An 18,500-nucleotide genomic window follows, 5' to 3' on the forward strand; every position below is an offset into this window, starting at 1 on the left:
TTCTCCGCTCTCGCACGCGCATCGTAGCGGGGCACTAGGCGGGTGACGTCTCCGACAGCTGGCGAAGGCCTGTGAGGATGATCTCTACCCCTCGCGCCGTATCAATATCTTCGGCAAGCGAGACCGAGCCCTCCGCCGGGCTGAGCTCCCGCGCCTGATTCGCGGACTGCTCCAGCACCACCGCGCCCAGCATGTAATGCACGATGGTCATCGCGCCGTGATGGCGCTCCGCCTCGCTGAGCTGAGGAAACGCACTCGCGAGAATCCACATGACCGTCGCATGTAGGTCCTCCCGGAGCGAGGACATCGCCGTCGCCGCCGCCACGAGCTCCGCCCCGTCGCGATGTGCCAGCAGCAGGTTACGCAGCTGTTCGCACCACTCCTGCGGGGTGGGGAGGGGAGGGGCCGACGCCCGCCCCGCGCGAGCATCCTCCGCGGGCTCCGCCGCCGGGAGCAGAGCCGGCTCCACGATCTTTTGCGCGACGAGCGCGATGAGCTCCTGCTTGTGGGCCACGTGCCAGTAAACCGCCCCCGGGGCGACCTCCAAGTGCCGGGCGAGACGCCGCATCGTGAGATCGGACAGGCCGTACTCGTCGAGGATGCTAAGGGCGGCGTCGAGGATTCTCGCTCGGGTTAACTGCACCCCACCACCTTAACCAGTTTGACTGTGAAAGACACGGAAATTCTCAGGTCACGTCTAATCGGAATTGTGCGTTCTTGGTATTGTGTGCTGCGTTAGAGAACCACGGCCTGCGCGGAGCGGCCAGATCAGGAGAATTGCCAGTGCCTCGTTTTAGCGCTCTCACGACCACAATGTGTGCCGCCACCTTGCTGCTCCCCCTGGGGCTAGTCGCATGTGGTCAGGATGGGGAGACGGACGCGTCTACCACGTCGACCACCCCGAGCCGGAGCACGAGCTCCTCGAGCTCCAGCAGTTCGTCCAGCAGCACGTCGAGCTCCTCGAGCAGCGCTGAAGAAAGCTCCCCGGCTCCCGCTCCGGAACCCGCCCCGCAGGAGCCCCAGAACCAGGATCCCGCAACGGATACCGGCGCCGAAGCGCTCGGCCAGGTGGATCCCATCCAGGGGGCGCCCGCCTCCGCCGAGGAACAGCAGGCCATCGAGGGCCTGCTCAAGGGGCAATACCAGGTCACCACCACCCGTGAGTTCGCGGAATACATGCTTCACCACGCCTGCCAGAAGGTCGTCGACCAAAACGGTGGGGATGCCGCCTTTGACCGTGGAGAGGTCCCCGACCTGCCCGTGGCCCAGCTGCCGGGCTTCCAAGGATCCGGCATCCAGGCCGTCGAGGATGTGCGCGTCGATGGCGATAACGCCTCAGCCCTCGTGACCTCCGTGTCCGGCAATGGCCAGACCCACACGAGCACCATGCGCTTCCTGCGCGAAAATGGACAGTGGACGTTCTGCAATTAGAGTGAGCCTGTGATTCGTTCTTATGCACTGAGCCTTGCCGGAATCCTCGCGGCCTTCCTCCTCGGGGGGATTGTGTGGGGTGGGCTGCTGCGCCCCGGGATGCCCGGGGTGAAGGTAGCCGACGGACTCGTCCCCGCCTCGGACCCCGGGACGAGCCCTCAGTTCCTCGGCTATGCCTGGTTCGTCATCATCACGGTGCTTATCTCCCTCGTCGTTGGAGTGCTCGTGCACCTGTGGACCCAACGGGGGCTGGGCATGATGCTCTGGGTGGTCCTTCTCTGCCTGGTCGGCGGGTTCGTGTTCCACGTGGCGGGGGACTCCACCGCCATGGCGGTGCACCCGACGCCAGACCTCAGCGCGCTGGCGGAGGGGGACGCGGTGAGCGTCGTCCCGAGGGTCGCGCCGGGTGTGGCCTACCTCGTGGGGCCGTTCATCGCGGGGCTGGCCTATTGGATTGGCATGGTGCTGGACTCGGGGATTGTGTCCTCGCGGCGGGGGCGGAAGACGACGCCGGCGACGGTCACGACGACTCCCGAGGGCCCGGAGTATCCCGAGGAGCCCGCCGGAGCGCCGCAGGCCCCCGGCAAGGCGGCCCCGCGCCGGGTGCTGGGGGAGGGCGATCCCGCCCGATAGCTCGGAGCCAGGACCTGGACAAAGAGCAGAAGTGGTCTCCCCCTACAATGGAACACGCGAAGATCCGCGATACGACAGTTTTCCTGGAGACCCCCATCATGCTCAACCTTGTTGACCTCCGAGGCCGCACCCCCTCCGTCCGGCAGCTCCGCGCCGCTCTGCCGCGCGGCGGGACGGACGTGGCCGCCATGATTCCGACCGTGAGCCCCATCGTGGATGAGGTCAAGGAGCGCGGCGCCGCTGCGGCCCTCGACTTCGGCGAGAAGTTTGACCACATCCGCCCGCCGGCCATCCGCGTGCCCCGCGACGTGATGGACCGCTGCCTCGCGGAGCTCAGCCCCGAGCTGCGCGCCGCCCTCGAGGAGACCATCCGCCGCGTCCGCGCCGTCCACGCGGACCAGCTTCCCGCCGAACACACGACGACCCTCGCCGACGGCGCCCAGGTCCGGGAGATCTTCCTCCCCATCGCGCGGGTGGGGCTCTACGTCCCCGGCGGCCAGGCCGTGTACCCCTCGAGCGTCATCATGAACGTGGTCCCGGCGCAGGAGGCGGGTGTGAAGGGCATGGTGGTGGCCTCCCCGCCCCAGGCCGATCACGGCGGCTGGCCGCACCCGACCATCCTCGCGACCTGCGCCCTCCTGGGCGTGGACGAGGTCTGGTCCACTGGCGGCGCGCAGGCCGTCGCGCTCCTCGCCTATGGCGATGATGACGAGGGGCTCGAGCCCGTCGATAAGATCACGGGGCCCGGGAACATCTTTGTCACCGCGGCGAAGCGGATCGTCAACGGCGTCGTGGGGATTGACGCGGAGGCCGGCCCGACGGAAATCGCCGTCATGGCTGACCAGAGCGCCGACCCCGTGGCCGTGGCCTATGACCTCATCAGCCAGGCCGAGCACGATGTCATGGCCGCCTCGGTCCTCATCACGGATTCCGAGGAGCTGGCCCGCCGCGTCGACGAAGAAATCGAGGCGCGCTACAGCATCACGCAGAATCACGAGCGCGTGGAGCAGGCGCTTCGGGGCGAACAGTCCGGGATTGTGCTGGTCGATGACCTGGATGCCATGATCACCGCGGCTGACGCCTATGCCGCCGAGCACCTGGAGATCCACACCGAGGACGCGACCGCGGTGGCGCGGCGGATCACGAATGCCGGCGCGATATTCGTCGGCACCTACGCGCCCGTGCCCCTCGGCGACTATGCCGCCGGCTCCAACCACGTGCTCCCGACCTCCGGGACGGCCCGCTTCAACTCGGGCCTCAACACGCGCACCTTCCTCCGCGCGGTGCACCTGGTGGAGTATGACAAGGAGGGTCTGCGCGGGGTGGCCCCCGCAGTGATTGCCCTCGCTAAAGAGGAGCGCCTGCCCGCCCACGGCGAGGCCGTGCGCGCCCGCTTTACGGAGGAGGAGCTCTCCGCCGCAATGAGCTCGACGACCACCACCGAGGAGAACTAGACATGACACTCGCGTCGACCACGCCGCTCAGCGCACTGCCGCTGCGTGAGGAGCTGCGCGGCAAGTCCGCCTACGGCGCCCCGCAGCTCACGGTGCCGGTGCAGATCAACACCAATGAGAATCCGTACTCTCCCTCGCCGGCGCTCATCGAGGACATCGTTGAAACGGTGCGGGGGCTCGCGCACACGCTCAACCGCTACCCGGAGCGTGACTGCGTGGACCTGCGCACGGAGCTCGCTCACTACATCTCGGAGCAGACCGGGGTGGAGGTGAGCATGGAGAACCTGTGGGCCGCCAACGGGTCCAACGAGGTCCTCCAGCAGCTTCTCCAGGCCTTTGGCGGGCCCGGCCGCAGCGTGCTCGGCTTCCAGCCGAGCTACTCCATGCACCCGATTCTTAGCGACGGCACCCAGACCCGCTTCATTAACTGCCCGCGCACCGCGGATTTCCAGATCGACATAGCGGCGGCGCTGGCGGCCATCGAGGAGCACCAGCCGGACATCATCATGGTGACCACGCCGAATAACCCGACCGGCGGGGTGACCTCGTTGGCGGACATCCGCCGGCTGCTGGAGGCTGCGCCCGGGATCATCATCGTGGATGAGGCCTACCAGGAGTTTTCCTCCGAGCCCAGCGCGGTGAGCCTCATCGAGGAGTTCCCGGAGCGCCTCGTCGTCTCCCGCACCATGTCCAAGGCCTTCGACTTCGCCGGCGGGCGCCTGGGCTACTTCGTGGCCGCCCCCGCGTTTGTGGAGGCCGTCATGCTCGTGCGCTTGCCCTATCACCTGTCGGTCCTCACCCAGGCGGTGGCCATCGCCGCGCTTCGCCACAGCGAGGACACCCTCGCGACGGTCGCCACGCTGGTGAAGGAACGGGAGCGCGTCGAGGCCTCCCTCACCGAGATGGGCTTTGAGGTCATCCCCAGCCAGTCGAACTTCCTCTTCTTCGGGCGCTGGGAGGACCAGCACCAGGCGTGGCAGGAGTTCCTCGATCGCGGGGTGCTCATCCGTGACGTAGGAGTCCAGGGCTACCTGCGTGTCAGTATGGGGCTGCCGGAGGAGAATGACGCGTTCCTCGCCGCCGCCCGCGAGATTGGAAGGAAGAATTCGTGACAGATCGTGCAGATCGAGCCCAGGGGCTCGTGGGGGAGGAACCCCAGGATCGGATCGGCCGCGCCAGCCGCGCGACGAGCGAGTCCGTCATCACGGTAGAGATCAACCTCGATGGCTCTGGTTCCGTCGACATCCACACGGGCCTGCCCTTCTTTGACCACATGCTCACCGCCTTCGGCGTGCACGGCAACTTCGACCTCACCGTCCACTCGGATGGGGACATTGATGTCGACGCCCACCACACCGTGGAGGACACGGCGATCGTTCTTGGCCAGGCGCTCCTCGATGCGCTCGGGGATAAGAAGGGCATCCGCCGCTTCGGCTCCCAGCAGCTGCCCATGGACGAGTCCCTGGTGGAGGCCATCGTCGATATTTCCGGCCGCCCCTACATCGTGTTCACGGGGGAGCCGGAGTACATGACGACGGCGATCATCGGCGGCCACTACGCCACCGTCATCAACCAGCACTTCTTTGAGACTCTGGCCCTCAACTCCCGGACCACGCTCCACGTCCGCTGCCACTATGGCCGCGACCCGCACCACATCACCGAGGCGGAGTACAAGGCGGTGGCCCGGGCGCTGCGCCAGGCCGTCGAGCGGGACGACAAGGTCACGGGCGTGCCCTCCACGAAGGGAGCCCTCTAGCCGATGCCCGCTCTTGCTATAGTGGCCGCAGATTCCGCCGGCTCGGGGAGCTCCATGAGCTGGCTTGTCTACCTTCTCTTCCTCGTCGCGGGGCTCATGGTGGGCGGCACGTGGTCCATGTACCAGGCCGGTAATAAGGTTCTCACCATCGTGTTCGCCCTCATCGCGGCGGTGTCTCTTGTCGGTGCAATTCTGTGGTTGATAGGAGTGATGAGCTAGTGGCCACGCGGGACCTCCCGTCCGCCTCTCTCGACGACGCCACCTCGGTGTGGGAGTGTCCCGGCTTTGTTGCCACACTCATCGCGGTGGCGGGGGCCTTTGGTAGTTATGCTCTGCTCCTCCCCGTCATCCCGAAGGCTGTGGTCGACGGCGGCGGGTCGAGCTCCCTCGCCGGCGCCTCGACGGGCGCCTTCATGCTGGCCACCGTGCTCACCCAGATGGTGACCCCGAAGATGCTTCGGGCGGTGGGCTACAATCCGGTGATGGTGGGCTCCGCGTTCATGCTCGGGGTCCCGGCGCTCGGCCACCTCCTGGGGATGGATCCGTGGATCGTGTTGCTCTTCTCCGCGCTGCGCGGGATGGGATTCGGCGCCCTCACCGTGGCGCAATCCGCGCTGAGCGCGGAGCTCGTCCCGGTGAAGTTCCTGGGCAAGTCCACGGGCTTGCTGGGCATTTCTATTGGGCTTTCGCAGATGTTCTTCCTGCCGGTGGGCCTCAGCGTGAGCAGGGAGTGGGGCTATTCCTGGGTGTACATCATTGCGGCGGGGGTCGCCCTGGTGGCGGCGCTCATGTGCGCCGCGATTCCTCGGCTGAGGCCGGCGCCGGTCGTCGAGACCTCTCAGTATGAGTACCCGGAGGAACAGGGCACCCCGGTGACCGCGACGTGGAAGCTCATCACGGTGCCGGCGCTGGCGGTGACCTCCCTGTCGATGACCTTTGGTGCGGTCTCCTCCTTCCTGCCGCTCGCGGTGGAGGAGGTGGACCCGGTGCTCGGGCCGGCGATCGCGGGGATCATCCTCGCCATCGTGAGCGGCGCGATGATGGTGTTCCGCTATGTGTCGGGCTGGATCGCGGACCGCAAGGGCATGCCCGGGGCGACGATGATCCCCGCCCAGATCGCGGCGTTCGTGGGCACGGCGCTCATGGCGGCGGTCATTGAGTGGTCGTGGTCGGTGTGGTTCCTCGTCGTGGCGGGCATCCTCTTTGGCGGGGCCTTCGGCATGGTGCAGAACGAGTCGCTGCTCTCCATGTTCTTCCGGCTCCCGCGCTCCCGTGTCTCCGACGCCTCCACCTATTGGAATATGTCCTATGACGCGGGGACGGGCATCGGCTCGACGCTGCTCGGTGCCGTGGCCGGCGTCTTCTTCTACAGCGGCGCCTTTGCCGCCGGTTCGATCTTCATCGCGGGTGGGCTGCTCATGACGGTGGCCGACCACGTGATCGGCCGGCACCGCATCACCGAGCACTCGAACATGCGGGCCCGGCTGCGCCAGGTGCCGGTGGCCCGCCAGGCGGTCTATCAGGCTCGACGGGTGCGCCGGGTGGCCACCCGCCCGGTGGAGGTCACCAAGCTGGTCATGCGACGCCCGCCGCGGCCCGGCTGGAAGCGGCGCGAGGAGCCGCCGGCCACAGACCAGAGCGCGGGGAGCTAAAGCCCAGGCAGTAGACTGTGTCGCTATGAGTCCCACTGTTGCACTCCTGGACTATGGCTCCGGAAATCTTCGCTCTGCCCACCGCGCCGTGGAAGCCGTCGGTGCGGAGGTCACCGTCACCTCGGATCCCGCGACCGCCCTGGGTGCCGACGGCCTGCTCGTGCCCGGCGTCGGCGCCTTCGACGCCTGCATGCGCGGGCTGCGGCGGGTTCAGGGCCCGCGCATCATCGGCGAGCGCCTCGCCGGGGACCGTCCGGTGCTGGGAATCTGCGTGGGGATGCAGATCCTCTTCGAGAAGGGCGTGGAGCACGGTGTGAGCGCCGAGGGGTGCGGGGAGTGGCCGGGCATCGTCGAGAAACTTGCGGCGCGCACCCTGCCCCACATGGGGTGGAATACCGTCGATCGGGGCGAGGGCTCCGCGCTCTTCGCGGGCATCCCGGAGGATGAGCGCTTCTACTTTGTCCACTCCTATGGCGTGCGGACCTGGGACTTCCCGGGCGGCGGCCCGACGACGCCGCCGCTGGTGAGCTGGGCGGAGCACGAGGGGGATCGTTTCCTCGCCGCCGTGGAGAACGGGCCGCTGTGGGCAACGCAGTTCCACCCGGAGAAGTCAGGGGACGCGGGGCTCGCGCTCCTGGAGAACTGGGTGCGTTCGCTGTAGCGGGCGGGCTACACTGGGCAGCCATGAGCTTCACTCTCTTACCCGCTGTGGATGTAGTTGACGGCCGCGCTGTCCGCCTGGACCAGGGGGAGGCCGGGACGGAAAAGGTGTACGGCTCCCCGCTGGAGGCCGCCATGGAGTGGCAGGCCCAGGGGGCCGAGTGGCTGCACTTCGTGGACCTCGATGCCGCCTTCGGGCGGGGCTCCAACCACGAGCTCATGGCGGAGATCACGGGCAAGCTCGACATTCACGTCGAGCTCACCGGGGGGATTCGCGACGACGCCTCGCTGGAGCGCGCGCTCGCGACCGGCGCCCGGCGGGTGAACATTGGGACCGCGGCGCTGGAGAAGCCCGAGTGGATCGCCCGCGTCCTTGGCGAGTATGGGGACCGGGTGGCCGTCGACCTCGCCGCCCGCACCGTCGAGGGGGAGTGGCGCACGCGCGGGCACGGCTGGGTCTCCGATGGCGGGGACCTCTGGGAGGTGCTCGAGCGGCTCGACGCCGCCGGCTGCGAGCGCTTCGTGGTCACGGATGTCTCGCGCGACGGGACCCTGAGCGGGCCGAACGTGGAGCTCCTCCGGGATGTCTCGGCGGCCACGGATGCGGCGGTCACGGCCTCCGGGGGGATCTCGACCCTCGATGATGTGCTCGGCCTCGTCGAGTATGAGGACGAAGGGATTGACTCCGTCATCATCGGCAAGGCCCTCTATGAGAAGCGCTTCACGCTCGCCGAGGCCCTCGACGCCCTCCGCACACGCTCCGGGGAGTAAGCATGGACCTCGCGGCACAGTTGAGGATCGCGGAGCGCGTCTGCGAGGACGCCGAGCGCCTCTTCCTCGACGGGCTCGGCGCGGGCCCGAGCCAGTGGAAAGGCTCCGGGGACTTCGCGACGGACGTCGACGTCGCCATTGAGGAGGTCCTCCGCGAGCGACTCGAAGACCTGAGCGGAATCCCCGTCTACGGGGAGGAGCAGGGCGGGACGCTCGCGTCGGAGGCCGTGTGGGTCGTTGATCCCATTGATGGCACGGCCAACTACTCCGTGCAGAACCCGCTCTGCGCGATCCTCATCAGCCTCCTCGTCGATGGCGAGCCGGTCCTCGGGCTCACCTCCTTCCCGACGCTCTCCCGCCGCCTCGCCGCCTATGAGGGAAGCCCCCTGTTCGTCAATGGCGAGCCGGCCACGCGCCTTCCCTCCGGGGAGGGGCGCTCGGGTCAGGTGGGTTTCTCCTCGGTGGCATCGCAGCAGTCCTCCTCCTTCCCCTCGCTCGTGCGCCAGGGGCTCCTGGGCGACCTCACGGGAACCTTCCTGCGCCCCCGGATCACCGGCTCTGTGGGTGTTGACCTGGGATTTTGTGCCCAGGGCATCTTCAGCGGGGCGGTGTCCTTCTCCCCGCACGTGTGGGATAACGCGGCGGGGATCGTGCTCAACCGCGCGGCGGGTTCCCTCATCACGGACACCCGCGGGGAGCCGTGGACCCTCCACTCGGAGGGCTGCGTGGTGGGGTCGCCGGAGGCCCACGAGGCGATCATGACTACGATAAGGTCAGTTCTCAAAGCCTAGCTTCGTGAAAGGATCAGTGCCCTCATGGCGGTCGCAGTGCGCGTGATTCCCTGTTTGGACGTCGACAATGGGCGCGTCGTCAAGGGGGTGAACTTCGAGAATCTCCGCGACGCCGGGGACCCCGTCGAGCTCGCCAAGCGCTACAACGAAGAGGGCGCCGATGAGCTCACCTTCCTCGACGTCACCGCCTCCAAGGACGGCCGCGGCACCATGCTCGACGTGGTCCGCCGCACCGCCGAGCAGGTCTTCATTCCCCTCACCGTCGGGGGAGGGGTCCGCAGCGAGGAGGACGTGGACCAGCTCCTGCGCGCCGGCGCGGACAAGGTCTCGGTGAACACGGCGGCCATCGCCCGCCCCGAGCTGCTGTCCGAGCTCTCCCGGCGCTTCGGGGCCCAGTGCATCGTGCTCAGCGTGGATGCACGCCGCGTCCCCGAGGGCGGCACGCCCCAACCCTCCGGCTTCGAGGTCACCACCCACGGGGGCAGCCGCAGCGCGGGGATCGATGCCATCGAGTGGGCCCGCCGCGGGGAGGAGCTGGGAGTGGGGGAGATCCTCCTCAACTCCATGGATGGCGACGGCACCAAGGACGGCTTTGACCTGGAGCTCATCTCCGCCGTGGCGGATGTCGTGAGCGTGCCGGTCATCGCGTCCGGCGGGGCGGGGACGGCCGCGCACATGCCGCCGGCGATCAGCGCCGGCGCGGACGCGGTGCTCGCCGCCAGCATCTTCCACTTTGGGGAGGTCTCCATCGGCGAGGTCAAGGATGCCCTGGGTGAGGGCGGCTACGAGGTGCGCCGATGATTCCTGCCACCCCACCAAACACCGGCGATGACCCGAAGAATTACATCCTCCCCCCGGAGATCGCCGAGCGCCTCACCCTCAACGACGCCGGACTCGTGCCGGCGATCGTGCAGTCCGCCGATGGGGGAGACGAGGTCCTCATGATGGCGTGGATGGACACCCACGCGTTGGCCTACACCATCGCCACCCGTCGGGGAACGTATTGGTCGCGCTCCCGCCAGGAATACTGGATCAAGGGCCTGACCTCGGGGCATACCCAGGAGGTCACGGAGGTGCGCCTGGACTGCGATGGGGACACGGTCCTCCTCAAGGTTCACCAGAAGGGCGCGGCCTGTCATACTGGCACCCGCACGTGCTTTGACGCAGACCAGCTGTTGTAATGCGCACCCCGTGCGGGGCACCGAGGCAGAAAGAAGAGAGTGAAGGACGTGGAGACTGGGACCGAGGACCGACGGCGCGCACGCTTCGCAGCGATCGCGCTGGGGGCGGCGGCGCTCATCGTGTGGGCTGCCTCCCGCATGAGCTGGGTGAGCGTGGTGGCCGATGACGACAAGTCCGGCGTCCACCACGAGGACATCGTCGGGGCGTCGTGGTCGACGGAGATCACCGCCCTGGCCCTCGTCTTGGCGGCGGCCTGCATTGCCGGATTCGCTCTCCGACGCTGGGGCCGGCGGATCGTCGGGATCCTTGCCGCGATCGTGGCGGCTGGCTGCGCGTGGGCGCCGCTCACCGTGCTCCTTGAGGGGGCGAGCGCCGAGCGCGCCCGCTCCATCCTCACGAGCAGCGCCGCGCACTCAAAGCTCGCCGATCCGGTCGCGCTGAGCGAGTGGGCGCAGATCACCGACATCACGGTGCACCCGGCGGGTCCACTCATCGCGATCCTTGGCTGTGCCCTCGCGCTCTTCGGGGGTGTCTTGCTGGCTATTCGGCCGGGCGGGGATGCCCCGCGCTCGACGGCCTATGAGCGCAAGAAGCTCAAGGAGGAGCGCATCGCCGAGGACCTCGAGGACAACCCCGACTCCGGCCGCGTCCTCTGGGATGCCCTCGACGCGGATCTCGACCCCACCGACGTGGAGGAGTCCCCGGAGAGCACCCGCGAGCAGGGGGAGAAGCGGAAATAGGGGCTCAATTTCTCTTCCCGTGGGGGACAGGTTAATCTAAGCAGCAAGATCAGCATCGTGCTCTAATTCACCGTCCGCAGGGGTGCGGGAGGGTGAAAGAAAGCGAGGTGAGGGCCTCCATGGCACCCGTCATCGTCGACTACGTGCTCGCCCAAGTGCGGCGGCGAGTTGCGCTGCGGGAAGCCCAGCTGCCCTTCGCCGACATCAAAGTCCGCGCCGCGGCGGCTCCCGCCCCGCGTGATCCGTTCCCCGCTCTTCTCTCCCCGGGCTGCTCCGTCATCACCGAGCTGCCCGGGTGCATTCCTCCCGGGGATTCCCGCTGGGAGATGACGAGTATCGCCGACGTCGCCCGCGAGTGCGAGGCCCACGGGGCGGCCCTTTTGTCCTGCCACACGGACATGCCGGCCTTCTGCAGCACCTGCGAGGACATGGCGGCGGCCAAGCGGGCCGTGGACATCCCCATGATCTGCCGGGATCCTATCGTGGACCCCTATCAGCTCCACGAGGCCAAGCTCTATGGAGCCGACGTCGTGAGCATCCCGGTGGGCCTCCTCGGACAGCATCACGTGGAGTCCCTGGTGGACCGGGCGCAGTCGCTCGGGCTCACCCCGCTCCTCGAGGTGCGTGATACCCAGTCCGCCCATCACGCCCTCCGCCTGGGCGCGGGCATGGTGGGGCTCAACCCGCAGGGATGGGTATGCTCCCGGCGGGACCCGGGGCTCGTCGTCCGCGTGGCCCCCATGCTGCACGAGGCGGGAGTTCCTTTCATCATGCTCAGCGGGGTGAAGACGGAGTCGGACCTCATCCTCCACGCGCGGCAGCACGCCCACGGGGTGCTGGTGTCGGCCGCCCGCTGCGCACAGCACACGCCGGGCTCGCTCACCCGGGCGATGGTGACGGCCTCTCAGCACCCGCTTGCAGGTTAGGGCACGGGGTATCGCCACCCTGGCTTTGCCATCAGGCACACTAGGGGAGTGACTACTCAGTATCTTGCTGGACTGCCCTCCCCGCCGCAGGGGGTGTGGTACCTCGGCCCCATCCCGATCCGCGCCTATGCCCTCTGCATCATCGCGGGCATCATCGTGGCCCTGTGGATGAGCGTCCGCCGCTACACGGCACGCGGCGGCGATGACTCCCTGGTGTGGGATGCGGCGATCGTCGCGATCCCCTGCGGCATCATCGGGGGCCGCCTCTACCACGTCATCACGGACTATGAGAAGTACTTCGGCCCCGGGGCACATCCCATTGACGCGCTGAGGATCACCAACGGCGGCCTGGGCATCTGGGGTGCGGTGGCGCTCGGCGGCGTGGGGACGTGGCTGTTCTTCCGCTGGCGCCGGGTCCCTCTCGCTCCTTTTGCCGACGCCATCGCGCCGGGCATCATCCTCGCGCAGGCCATCGGACGGCTGGGGAACTGGTTTAACCAGGAGCTCTATGGCCGCCCGACGTCGGTGCCCTGGGCTCTGGAGATTTATCAGCGGGTCGATGACGCCGGCCGCGTGGCCCCGCTCACCGGGCACTCGACGGGCGTGGTGCTCGCCACCGTGCACCCGACCTTCCTCTATGAGCTTGTGTGGAACGTCCTCGTCTGCCTCGTTCTCCTGTGGGCCGACCGCCGCTTCCGCCTGGGGCACGGCCGGGTCTTTGCCCTCTACGTTGCGCTCTATACCGCCGGGCGTTTTGTCGTGGAGAACATGCGCTCGGATGAGGCGACGCTGGTCGGCGGAATCAGGATCAACGTCATCGTGGCGGTGGTGGTGTGCGTGGCCGCCCTCGTGGTCTTTTGGAGGCTGCCCCGCGGGCGGGAAAGTGAGCAAGAGGTCACTCCCCTGGCCGATGGGGCACAGATCATTCCCGACGGTGCAAAATCGCAGGTCAGTGGGAGTGAAGGTGATTCAGGTCATCGTGCCATAGAAGGTTCAGGGAAAGACGGGTAGCGTTTGAGTCGATGCTCATTCGGGATCACGGATGATTTCCCTTAGAATGCGAACCCGAACGGGCAGATGCCAACATAATCGGACAGATCCCGTTCTGTTTGATTCCGAATGATGTGATGAGGGTGATGAATTTCAGTGGATAGAAGAACCAAGATTGTGTGCACTTTGGGCCCTGCCGTCGCCAGCAAGGAAGGCATCCTTTCCCTGGTTGAGGCCGGCATGGACGTCGCGCGCATGAACTTCTCGCACGGCGATCATTCCGATCACGAGCAGAATTACCGCTGGGTGCGCGAGGCTACCGATGAGACCGGCCGCGCCGTCGGCATCCTCGCCGACCTCCAGGGCCCCAAGATCCGTCTCGGGCGCTTCACTGATGGTTCTACGTTCTGGGAGACGGGGGAGACCGTCCGCATCACCATTGATGATGTTCCCGGCACCCACGATCGCGTCTCCACGACGTACAAGGGCCTCGCGAAGGACGCCCACCCCGGCGACCGCCTCCTCGTCGACGACGGCAAGGTGGGCCTCGTCTGTGTGGCCGTCGAAGGCAATGACGTGGTCTGCGAGGTCACCGAGGGCGGCCCCGTCTCCAACAACAAGGGCGTGTCCCTCCCGGGCATGAACGTCTCTGTCCCCGCGCTCTCCGAGAAGGACAAGGAGGACCTGCGCTTCGCCCTCAAGCTGGGTGTTGACATCATTGCGCTCTCCTTCGTCCGCTCCCCGGCGGATGTCGAGCTCGTCCACGAGATCATGGACGAGGTGGGCCGCCGCGTCCCCGTCATCGCGAAGCTGGAGAAGCCCGAGGCCGTGGACGCGCTCGAGTCCATCATCATGGCCTTCGACGGCATCATGGTCGCCCGCGGTGACCTGGGCGTCGAGGTGCCGCTGGAGCAGGTGCCGCTGGTTCAGAAGCGCGCCATCCAGATCGCCCGCGAGAACGCGAAGCCGGTGATCGTGGCGACGCAGATGCTCGACTCCATGATTGAGAACTCCCGCCCGACCCGCGCCGAGGCCTCCGACGTCGCCAACGCCGTTCTCGACGGCACCGACGCCGTCATGCTCTCCGGCGAGACCTCCGTGGGCGTGGACCCGCAGAACGTCGTCCGGACCATGGCGAAGATCGTCCGCCACGCGGAGTCCCAGGGCAGCGTCCCGGCGCTTACCCACGTCCCGCGCACCAAGCGAGGCGTCATCTCCTACTCCGCGCGTGACATCGCCGAGCGCCTCAACGCCCGCGCCATCGTCGCCTTCACCACCTCCGGCGACACGGCCCGCCGCGTGGCGCGCCTCCACTCCCCGCTGCCGCTGCTGGTATTCACTCCGAACCCGGCGGTGCGCTCCCAGCTGGCGCTCACCTGGGGTGCGGAGACCTTCCTCTGCGACCCGGTGCACGACACCGACTCGATGATGAACGAGGTCGACGGCGCGCTGCTCGCCATGAAGGAGTATGAGCGCGACGACATGATGGTGGTCGTAGCCGGCACCCCGCCCGGAGTCTCCGGCAACACGAACCTCATCCACGTCCACCTCCTCGGTGAGGACGTGTCCCACTCCGCCAAGTAGCACGGAGGACACGCGGACTCTGACGCTGCGCCCCGGCGCAGCGACAAGGCCCGGCCAGCGCAGTGCTGGCCGGGCCTTCGTCTGTGCGCGGGGTTTTAGCGGATCGGGGTGGCGTCGAGGTGCCAGACCTCGCGGGCGTAATCGGCGATGGTGCGGTCGGAGGAGAAGCGGCCGGACTCGCAGATGTTGATCCAGCACTTCCGGGCCCAGGCGCGGCGGTCATTGACATAGTCGTGGGCCATGCGGTCGCGCGTCTCGCGGTAGCTCGCGAAGTCGCCGAGCACGTAGTAGACGTCCGGGGTCTCCCAGCCGCCCTCGTCGAGCAGGGAGCCGAGGAGGTCGTGGAACATGCCGGACTGGCCGTCGTCGAGGTGGCCGTCGACCAGCGCATCGAGGGTGCGGCGCAGGCCCGGGACGGTCTCATAGGCGTCGCGCGGGCGGTAGGTGCGGCGCAGCTCGGGGAGCTCCTCATTGCGGGCGCCGAAGATGTAGGCGTTCTCCTCGCCCACGGCATCGACGATCTCGACGTTCGCCCCGTCGAGGGTGCCGAGCGTGAGCGCGCCGTTCATCATGAACTTCATGTTCGACGTGCCGGAGGCCTCCTTGCCGGCCGTGGAGATCTGCTCGGAGACGTCGGCGGCCGGGATGATGTGCTCGGCGGGGGAGACGTTGTAATTCTCCACGAAGACGACGCGGAGCGTGCGGCTCACGACGGGATCGTTGTTAACAAGCTCCGCGATGGCGTTGATGAGCTTGATGATTGCCTTCGCGCGGACATAACCCGGCGCGGCCTTCGCCCCGAAGATGAAGGTGCGCGGCGGGATGGTGTTCTCGCCGTCCACCTTGATCCGGAAGTAGAGGTCGAGGATGTACAGCGCGTTCATGAGCTGGCGCTTGTACTCGTGGAGGCGCTTGATCTGGACGTCGTAGATGGAGTGGTGATCGAGGGTGTCGCCCTGGCGGTCCTTGATCCAGGCGGCAAAGTCCTTCTTGTTGGCGTCCTTGATCGCGAGGAGCTCGTCCATGACGGCGTCGTCCTCCGCGAAGTGGCGCAGCTCAGCGAGCCGGTCGAGGTCGGTCACCCAGGCGTCGTCGCCGGAGAGGCGGGTGAGAAGCTCGGCGAGGCGAGGGTTGCACATCTTCAGCCAGCGGCGCGGAGTGACGCCGTTGGTCTTGTTGTTGAACTTCTCGGGCCAGATGTCGTTCCACTCGCGGAGGGTTTCCGCGCGGATGATGTCCGTGTGCAGCGCCGCCACACCGTTGATGGAGAAGGAGGCGTAGCACGCGATCCATGCCATGTGCACGTTCCCGTCGTGGACGGGGGACATGTAGTTGATGCGCTCCTCGTCGAGCCCGCGGGAGCGCATGTCCTCGCGGAAGCGGCGGTCGATCTCGCAGACGATCTCCCACACGCGGCCAAAGAGCTGCTGGAAGATGGACGTGCTCCACTGCTCGAGGGCCTCGGCCAGCACCGTGTGGTTGGTGTAGGCGAAGGTCTCGGAGACGATGCCCCAGGCTTCCTCCCAGCCGAGGCCGTGATCGTCCATGAGCAGGCGCATGAGCTCCGGGATGGCGAGCACCGGGTGGGTGTCGTTGAGCTGGATGCAGTTGTAGCGAGCGAAGTCGCGCAGGTCCTCCCCGTGGTGCGCGATGTAGTTCGCGATCATGCTCTGCAGGGAGGCGGAGGTGAAGAAGTACTGCTGGCGCACGCGCAGCACCTTGCCGGCGTACGTCGTGTCATTGGGGTAGAGGACGCGGCAGAGGTCCATGACGCGCTCGCGCTCGACGATGGCGTCGGTGAAACGCTGGGAGTTGAAGGCCTCGTAGTCGAACTCGTGGAGGGGCTCGGCCTTCCACAGCCGGAGGGTGCCGACGTTGTCGGTCCCGTAGCCAGTGATGGGCATGTCATAGGGGATCGCGCGGCACACCATGTCATCGAAGGTCACGGTGTACTGCTCATCCTCGCGGCGGATGACGAAGGGGTAGCCATCCTCCTTCCAGGCATCCGGCTGCTCGACCTGGAAGCCGTTTTCGACGCTCTGGCGGAAGAGGCCATAGCGGTAGAGGAGGCCGTAGCCGGTGACGGGGAGGTCCATCGTCGCGCAGGAGTCGAGGAAGCACGCCGCCAGGCGGCCCAGACCACCGTTGCCGAGGGCGGCGTCGTTCTCCGCCTCGAGCACGTCGCTGAGGGAGTGGCCGAGCTCGCTCACGGCCTTCTCCGCCTCATCGACGAGGCCGAGGTTCGTGAGGTTGTTGAGCAGCGCGCGTCCCATGAGGAACTCCGCGGAGAAGTAGTGCTGCTGCCGGGTGGCGGCATAAGCCTTGGTGGTGGCCTCCCAGTTGTCGGCGAGGTTCTCCATGACGGCGTCGGAGAGGCCGAACCAGAACTTCCGGGCACTCGCGGACTCCGGGCTCTTGCCGGCCGCGGCACGGACGTGGCCGCCGATGGTCTGAGACAGCGCAGGGTGAGAAGCGGTGTCGGTCATAGGACGAGAGTTCTCCTGATCGATGAGAGCGTTCGATGACTAGTCAGCAAGTGACAATAGTGTCTACTTTATCCGAGCGAAAACTGGCCCCCGACACTGCGGAGGCCTCGCAGCCTGCTCAGCTCCGGTGCAGGTAGCTGAGGACGGCGGCGAGGGCCGCGTGGGTGGTGGCGTAGGTGGTGGGCTCGGGGTCGGGAAGGAAGGTGCCCTGGTGATTCACCGGAATGTCCTGGTCAATGCGGTCGGCCGCCGCGGCCTCCGCCCACTGCTCCCGCGGCGTGCACCCCACGACCCAGTAGAGATAGGGCACGCCCCACGCCTTCGGGAGGTTCGCGAAGTCCTCGGAGGGTGTCACCCGGCGGGCGTCGACGGAATCCTCCCCGAACACGGCATCGAAGGCCGGGCGCACGAAGGCGAACGTCTCCGGGTCATTGTCGATCATCTCCCCGTGATCAAAGAACTCGATCTCCGCGGCGCGCGGGCACCCCGAGGCCAGGCACTCGGCCTCCACGACCCGACGGATCGCCGCATACACCCTCGTCCTCACGTCCGTGTCATAGAAACGGCAATTGAGCACGAGCTCCGCCGACTCCGGAATGATGTTATTCGCCGTCCCCGCGCGAAGGGTGCCGACGGATACCACCGCGAAATCATTCGGGTCCACCTCCCGGCCCACAATCCCCTGGAGGCGGACGATGATCATCGCCGCGACAAACGTCGGATCAATGGACTTGTGCGGCATGGAGCCGTGGGAGCTTCGCCCCGGGATGGTGATCCGGATGGAGTCACAGGTGGCGAATTGCGCGCCGGGCATGGTGTGCACCGTGCCGGCGGGGCCCGGCATGATGTGCTGGCCCAGGCAGACGTCGGGGCGCGGGACGAGGTCGAGCAGGCCGTCGTCGATCATGGCGAGCGCCCCCTGCCCGTTCTCCTCCGAGGGCTGGAAGAGCCCGATAAAGGTGCCGGACCAGAGGTCTCGCCGCTGGTCAAGGACGTGCACGAGCCCCATGAGGGCGGTGGTGTGCATATCGTGCCCGCAGGCATGCATGACCGGCTGGGTGCGCCCCACCCGATCGGTGGCGGTGCGGGTGGAGGCATAGGGCACGCCGGTTTGCTCGTGGACGGGGAGGGCGTCGAAGTCCGCGCGGAAGAGGACGCAGGGGCCCTCCCCATTGCGCAGGATGACGACGATCCCGTGGCCCCCGATGCCGGAGAACACCTCGCCCTCCACGCCGTCGAGGCCGGCGAGGATCCGGGCGGCGGTCTCCTCCTCCTGCTGGGAGAGTTCGGGGTGGGCGTGGAGGTCCTCGTAGAAGGCGTGTTGCCAGCGAAGATCCACGTCGTGATGGCGGACGGCGTGCGCGAGGGCGTCGTAATCGACCATGTGGGGATGAAGTCCTTCCGGGTCGGGCGATCGGGTGCGGTGTGTGCGGACGTGCGGGCG

19 protein-coding genes are annotated in these 18,500 nt (G+C 67.4%); 16 read left to right on the forward strand and 3 right to left on the reverse strand.

Features of this window, described 5'->3' with window-relative positions; translation table 11 throughout:
- Positions 1-34 precede the first annotated feature (34 nt).
- Positions 35-643: a TetR family transcriptional regulator gene (locus L1O03_RS03875; protein ID WP_236118130.1), complete on the reverse strand. Its 609-nt coding sequence runs from the start codon at positions 641-643 to the stop codon at positions 35-37.
- 425 nt (positions 644-1,068) lie between these two features.
- On the opposite strand from L1O03_RS03875, the gene L1O03_RS03880 reads away from it, so the two are divergent.
- The 16 genes from L1O03_RS03880 to pyk all read left to right on the forward strand — a co-directional run bounded on the left by L1O03_RS03880 (position 1,069) and on the right by pyk (position 14,570).
- Positions 1,069-1,431, forward strand: coding sequence for an Rv0361 family membrane protein (locus L1O03_RS03880; protein WP_236118131.1), 363 nt, complete (start codon positions 1,069-1,071; stop codon positions 1,429-1,431).
- 9 nt (positions 1,432-1,440) lie between these two features.
- Positions 1,441-2,064: a hypothetical protein gene (locus L1O03_RS03885; RefSeq protein ID WP_236118132.1), complete on the forward strand. Its 624-nt coding sequence runs from the start codon at positions 1,441-1,443 to the stop codon at positions 2,062-2,064.
- 98 nt (positions 2,065-2,162) lie between these two features.
- Complete coding sequence (gene hisD / locus L1O03_RS03890) at positions 2,163-3,518, forward strand: histidinol dehydrogenase (protein WP_236118500.1); 1,356 nt, start codon at positions 2,163-2,165, stop codon at positions 3,516-3,518.
- Between the two features lie 2 nt (positions 3,519-3,520).
- Positions 3,521-4,630: a histidinol-phosphate transaminase gene (locus tag L1O03_RS03895; RefSeq protein WP_236118133.1), complete on the forward strand. Its 1,110-nt coding sequence runs from the start codon at positions 3,521-3,523 to the stop codon at positions 4,628-4,630.
- 29 nt (positions 4,631-4,659) lie between these two features.
- The gene (gene hisB / locus L1O03_RS03900; protein WP_236118501.1) at positions 4,660-5,274 is read left to right on the forward strand and encodes an imidazoleglycerol-phosphate dehydratase HisB; all 615 of its coding nucleotides are present in this window, start codon (positions 4,660-4,662) and stop codon (positions 5,272-5,274) included.
- Positions 5,275-5,277: 3 nt separating this feature from the next.
- A complete protein-coding gene (locus L1O03_RS03905) occupies positions 5,278-5,493 on the forward strand; it encodes a hypothetical protein (RefSeq protein WP_236118134.1) in 216 nt (71 codons plus the stop codon).
- Positions 5,493-6,926, forward strand: a complete 1,434-nt coding sequence (locus L1O03_RS03910; RefSeq protein ID WP_236118135.1) for an MFS transporter — start codon at positions 5,493-5,495, stop codon at positions 6,924-6,926. The genes L1O03_RS03905 and L1O03_RS03910 overlap by 1 nt, the downstream gene beginning before the upstream one ends.
- Positions 6,927-6,951: 25 nt before the next feature.
- On the forward strand, positions 6,952-7,587 hold the full coding sequence (hisH, locus tag L1O03_RS03915) for an imidazole glycerol phosphate synthase subunit HisH (protein ID WP_236118136.1): 636 nt from the start codon (positions 6,952-6,954) through the stop codon (positions 7,585-7,587).
- Positions 7,588-7,610: 23 nt separating this feature from the next.
- A complete protein-coding gene (gene priA / locus L1O03_RS03920) occupies positions 7,611-8,357 on the forward strand; it encodes a bifunctional 1-(5-phosphoribosyl)-5-((5-phosphoribosylamino)methylideneamino)imidazole-4-carboxamide isomerase/phosphoribosylanthranilate isomerase PriA (RefSeq protein ID WP_236118137.1) in 747 nt (248 codons plus the stop codon).
- 2 nt (positions 8,358-8,359) lie between these two features.
- A complete protein-coding gene (locus L1O03_RS03925) occupies positions 8,360-9,148 on the forward strand; it encodes an inositol monophosphatase family protein (RefSeq protein WP_236118138.1) in 789 nt (262 codons plus the stop codon).
- A 24-nt stretch (positions 9,149-9,172) separates the two neighbouring features.
- The gene (hisF, locus tag L1O03_RS03930; protein WP_236118139.1) at positions 9,173-9,949 is read left to right on the forward strand and encodes an imidazole glycerol phosphate synthase subunit HisF; all 777 of its coding nucleotides are present in this window, start codon (positions 9,173-9,175) and stop codon (positions 9,947-9,949) included.
- Positions 9,946-10,329, forward strand: coding sequence for a phosphoribosyl-AMP cyclohydrolase (gene hisI, locus L1O03_RS03935; protein ID WP_236118140.1), 384 nt, complete (start codon positions 9,946-9,948; stop codon positions 10,327-10,329). Before hisF ends, hisI begins: the two co-directional genes overlap by 4 nt.
- 48 nt (positions 10,330-10,377) lie before the next feature.
- On the forward strand, positions 10,378-11,070 hold the full coding sequence (locus L1O03_RS03940; protein WP_236118141.1) for a TIGR02234 family membrane protein: 693 nt from the start codon (positions 10,378-10,380) through the stop codon (positions 11,068-11,070).
- 119 nt (positions 11,071-11,189) lie between these two features.
- Positions 11,190-11,996 carry an indole-3-glycerol-phosphate synthase TrpC gene (locus L1O03_RS03945; protein ID WP_236118142.1) on the forward strand — a complete coding sequence of 269 codons (807 nt, stop codon included), beginning with the start codon at positions 11,190-11,192 and terminating at the stop codon, positions 11,994-11,996.
- Between the two features lie 48 nt (positions 11,997-12,044).
- Positions 12,045-13,007: a prolipoprotein diacylglyceryl transferase gene (gene lgt / locus L1O03_RS03950; protein ID WP_236118143.1), complete on the forward strand. Its 963-nt coding sequence runs from the start codon at positions 12,045-12,047 to the stop codon at positions 13,005-13,007.
- Between the two features lie 135 nt (positions 13,008-13,142).
- Positions 13,143-14,570 (forward strand): pyruvate kinase, encoded by a 1,428-nt coding sequence (pyk, locus tag L1O03_RS03955; RefSeq protein WP_236118144.1) that lies wholly within the window; start codon positions 13,143-13,145, stop codon positions 14,568-14,570.
- 95 nt (positions 14,571-14,665) lie between these two features.
- Here pyk and L1O03_RS03960 read toward each other — a convergent pair whose 3' ends face one another.
- Entirely contained in the window at positions 14,666-17,056 is a 2,391-nt protein-coding gene (locus L1O03_RS03960) for a glycogen/starch/alpha-glucan phosphorylase (RefSeq protein ID WP_236118145.1), read from the reverse strand.
- A gap of 118 nt (positions 17,057-17,174) precedes the next feature.
- A complete protein-coding gene (locus tag L1O03_RS03965) occupies positions 17,175-18,440 on the reverse strand; it encodes an amidohydrolase (protein WP_236118146.1) in 1,266 nt (421 codons plus the stop codon).
- Positions 18,441-18,500 lie beyond the last annotated feature (60 nt).

Source organism: Corynebacterium uropygiale (genome assembly GCF_021568315.1).
GTDB lineage: Bacteria > Actinomycetota > Actinomycetes > Mycobacteriales > Mycobacteriaceae > Corynebacterium > Corynebacterium uropygiale.

Excerpts from the sequence above, each read along its gene's own strand:
- hisD (WP_236118500.1), top strand. The coding sequence starts at position 2,163 with ATGCTCAACCTTGTTGACCTCCGAGGCCGCACCCCCTCCGTCCGGCAG.
- L1O03_RS03895 (WP_236118133.1), top strand. The coding sequence starts at position 3,521 with ATGACACTCGCGTCGACCACGCCGCTCAGCGCACTGCCGCTGCGTGAG.
- L1O03_RS03905 (WP_236118134.1), top strand. The coding sequence starts at position 5,278 with ATGCCCGCTCTTGCTATAGTGGCCGCAGATTCCGCCGGCTCGGGGAGC.
- hisH (WP_236118136.1), top strand. The coding sequence starts at position 6,952 with ATGAGTCCCACTGTTGCACTCCTGGACTATGGCTCCGGAAATCTTCGC.
- priA (WP_236118137.1), top strand. The coding sequence starts at position 7,611 with ATGAGCTTCACTCTCTTACCCGCTGTGGATGTAGTTGACGGCCGCGCT.
- L1O03_RS03925 (WP_236118138.1), top strand. The coding sequence starts at position 8,360 with ATGGACCTCGCGGCACAGTTGAGGATCGCGGAGCGCGTCTGCGAGGAC.
- hisF (WP_236118139.1), top strand. The coding sequence starts at position 9,173 with ATGGCGGTCGCAGTGCGCGTGATTCCCTGTTTGGACGTCGACAATGGG.
- hisI (WP_236118140.1), top strand. The coding sequence starts at position 9,946 with ATGATTCCTGCCACCCCACCAAACACCGGCGATGACCCGAAGAATTAC.
- L1O03_RS03945 (WP_236118142.1), top strand. The coding sequence starts at position 11,190 with ATGGCACCCGTCATCGTCGACTACGTGCTCGCCCAAGTGCGGCGGCGA.
- L1O03_RS03960 (WP_236118145.1), bottom strand. The coding sequence starts at position 17,056 with ATGACCGACACCGCTTCTCACCCTGCGCTGTCTCAGACCATCGGCGGC.
- L1O03_RS03965 (WP_236118146.1), bottom strand. The coding sequence starts at position 18,440 with ATGGTCGATTACGACGCCCTCGCGCACGCCGTCCGCCATCACGACGTG.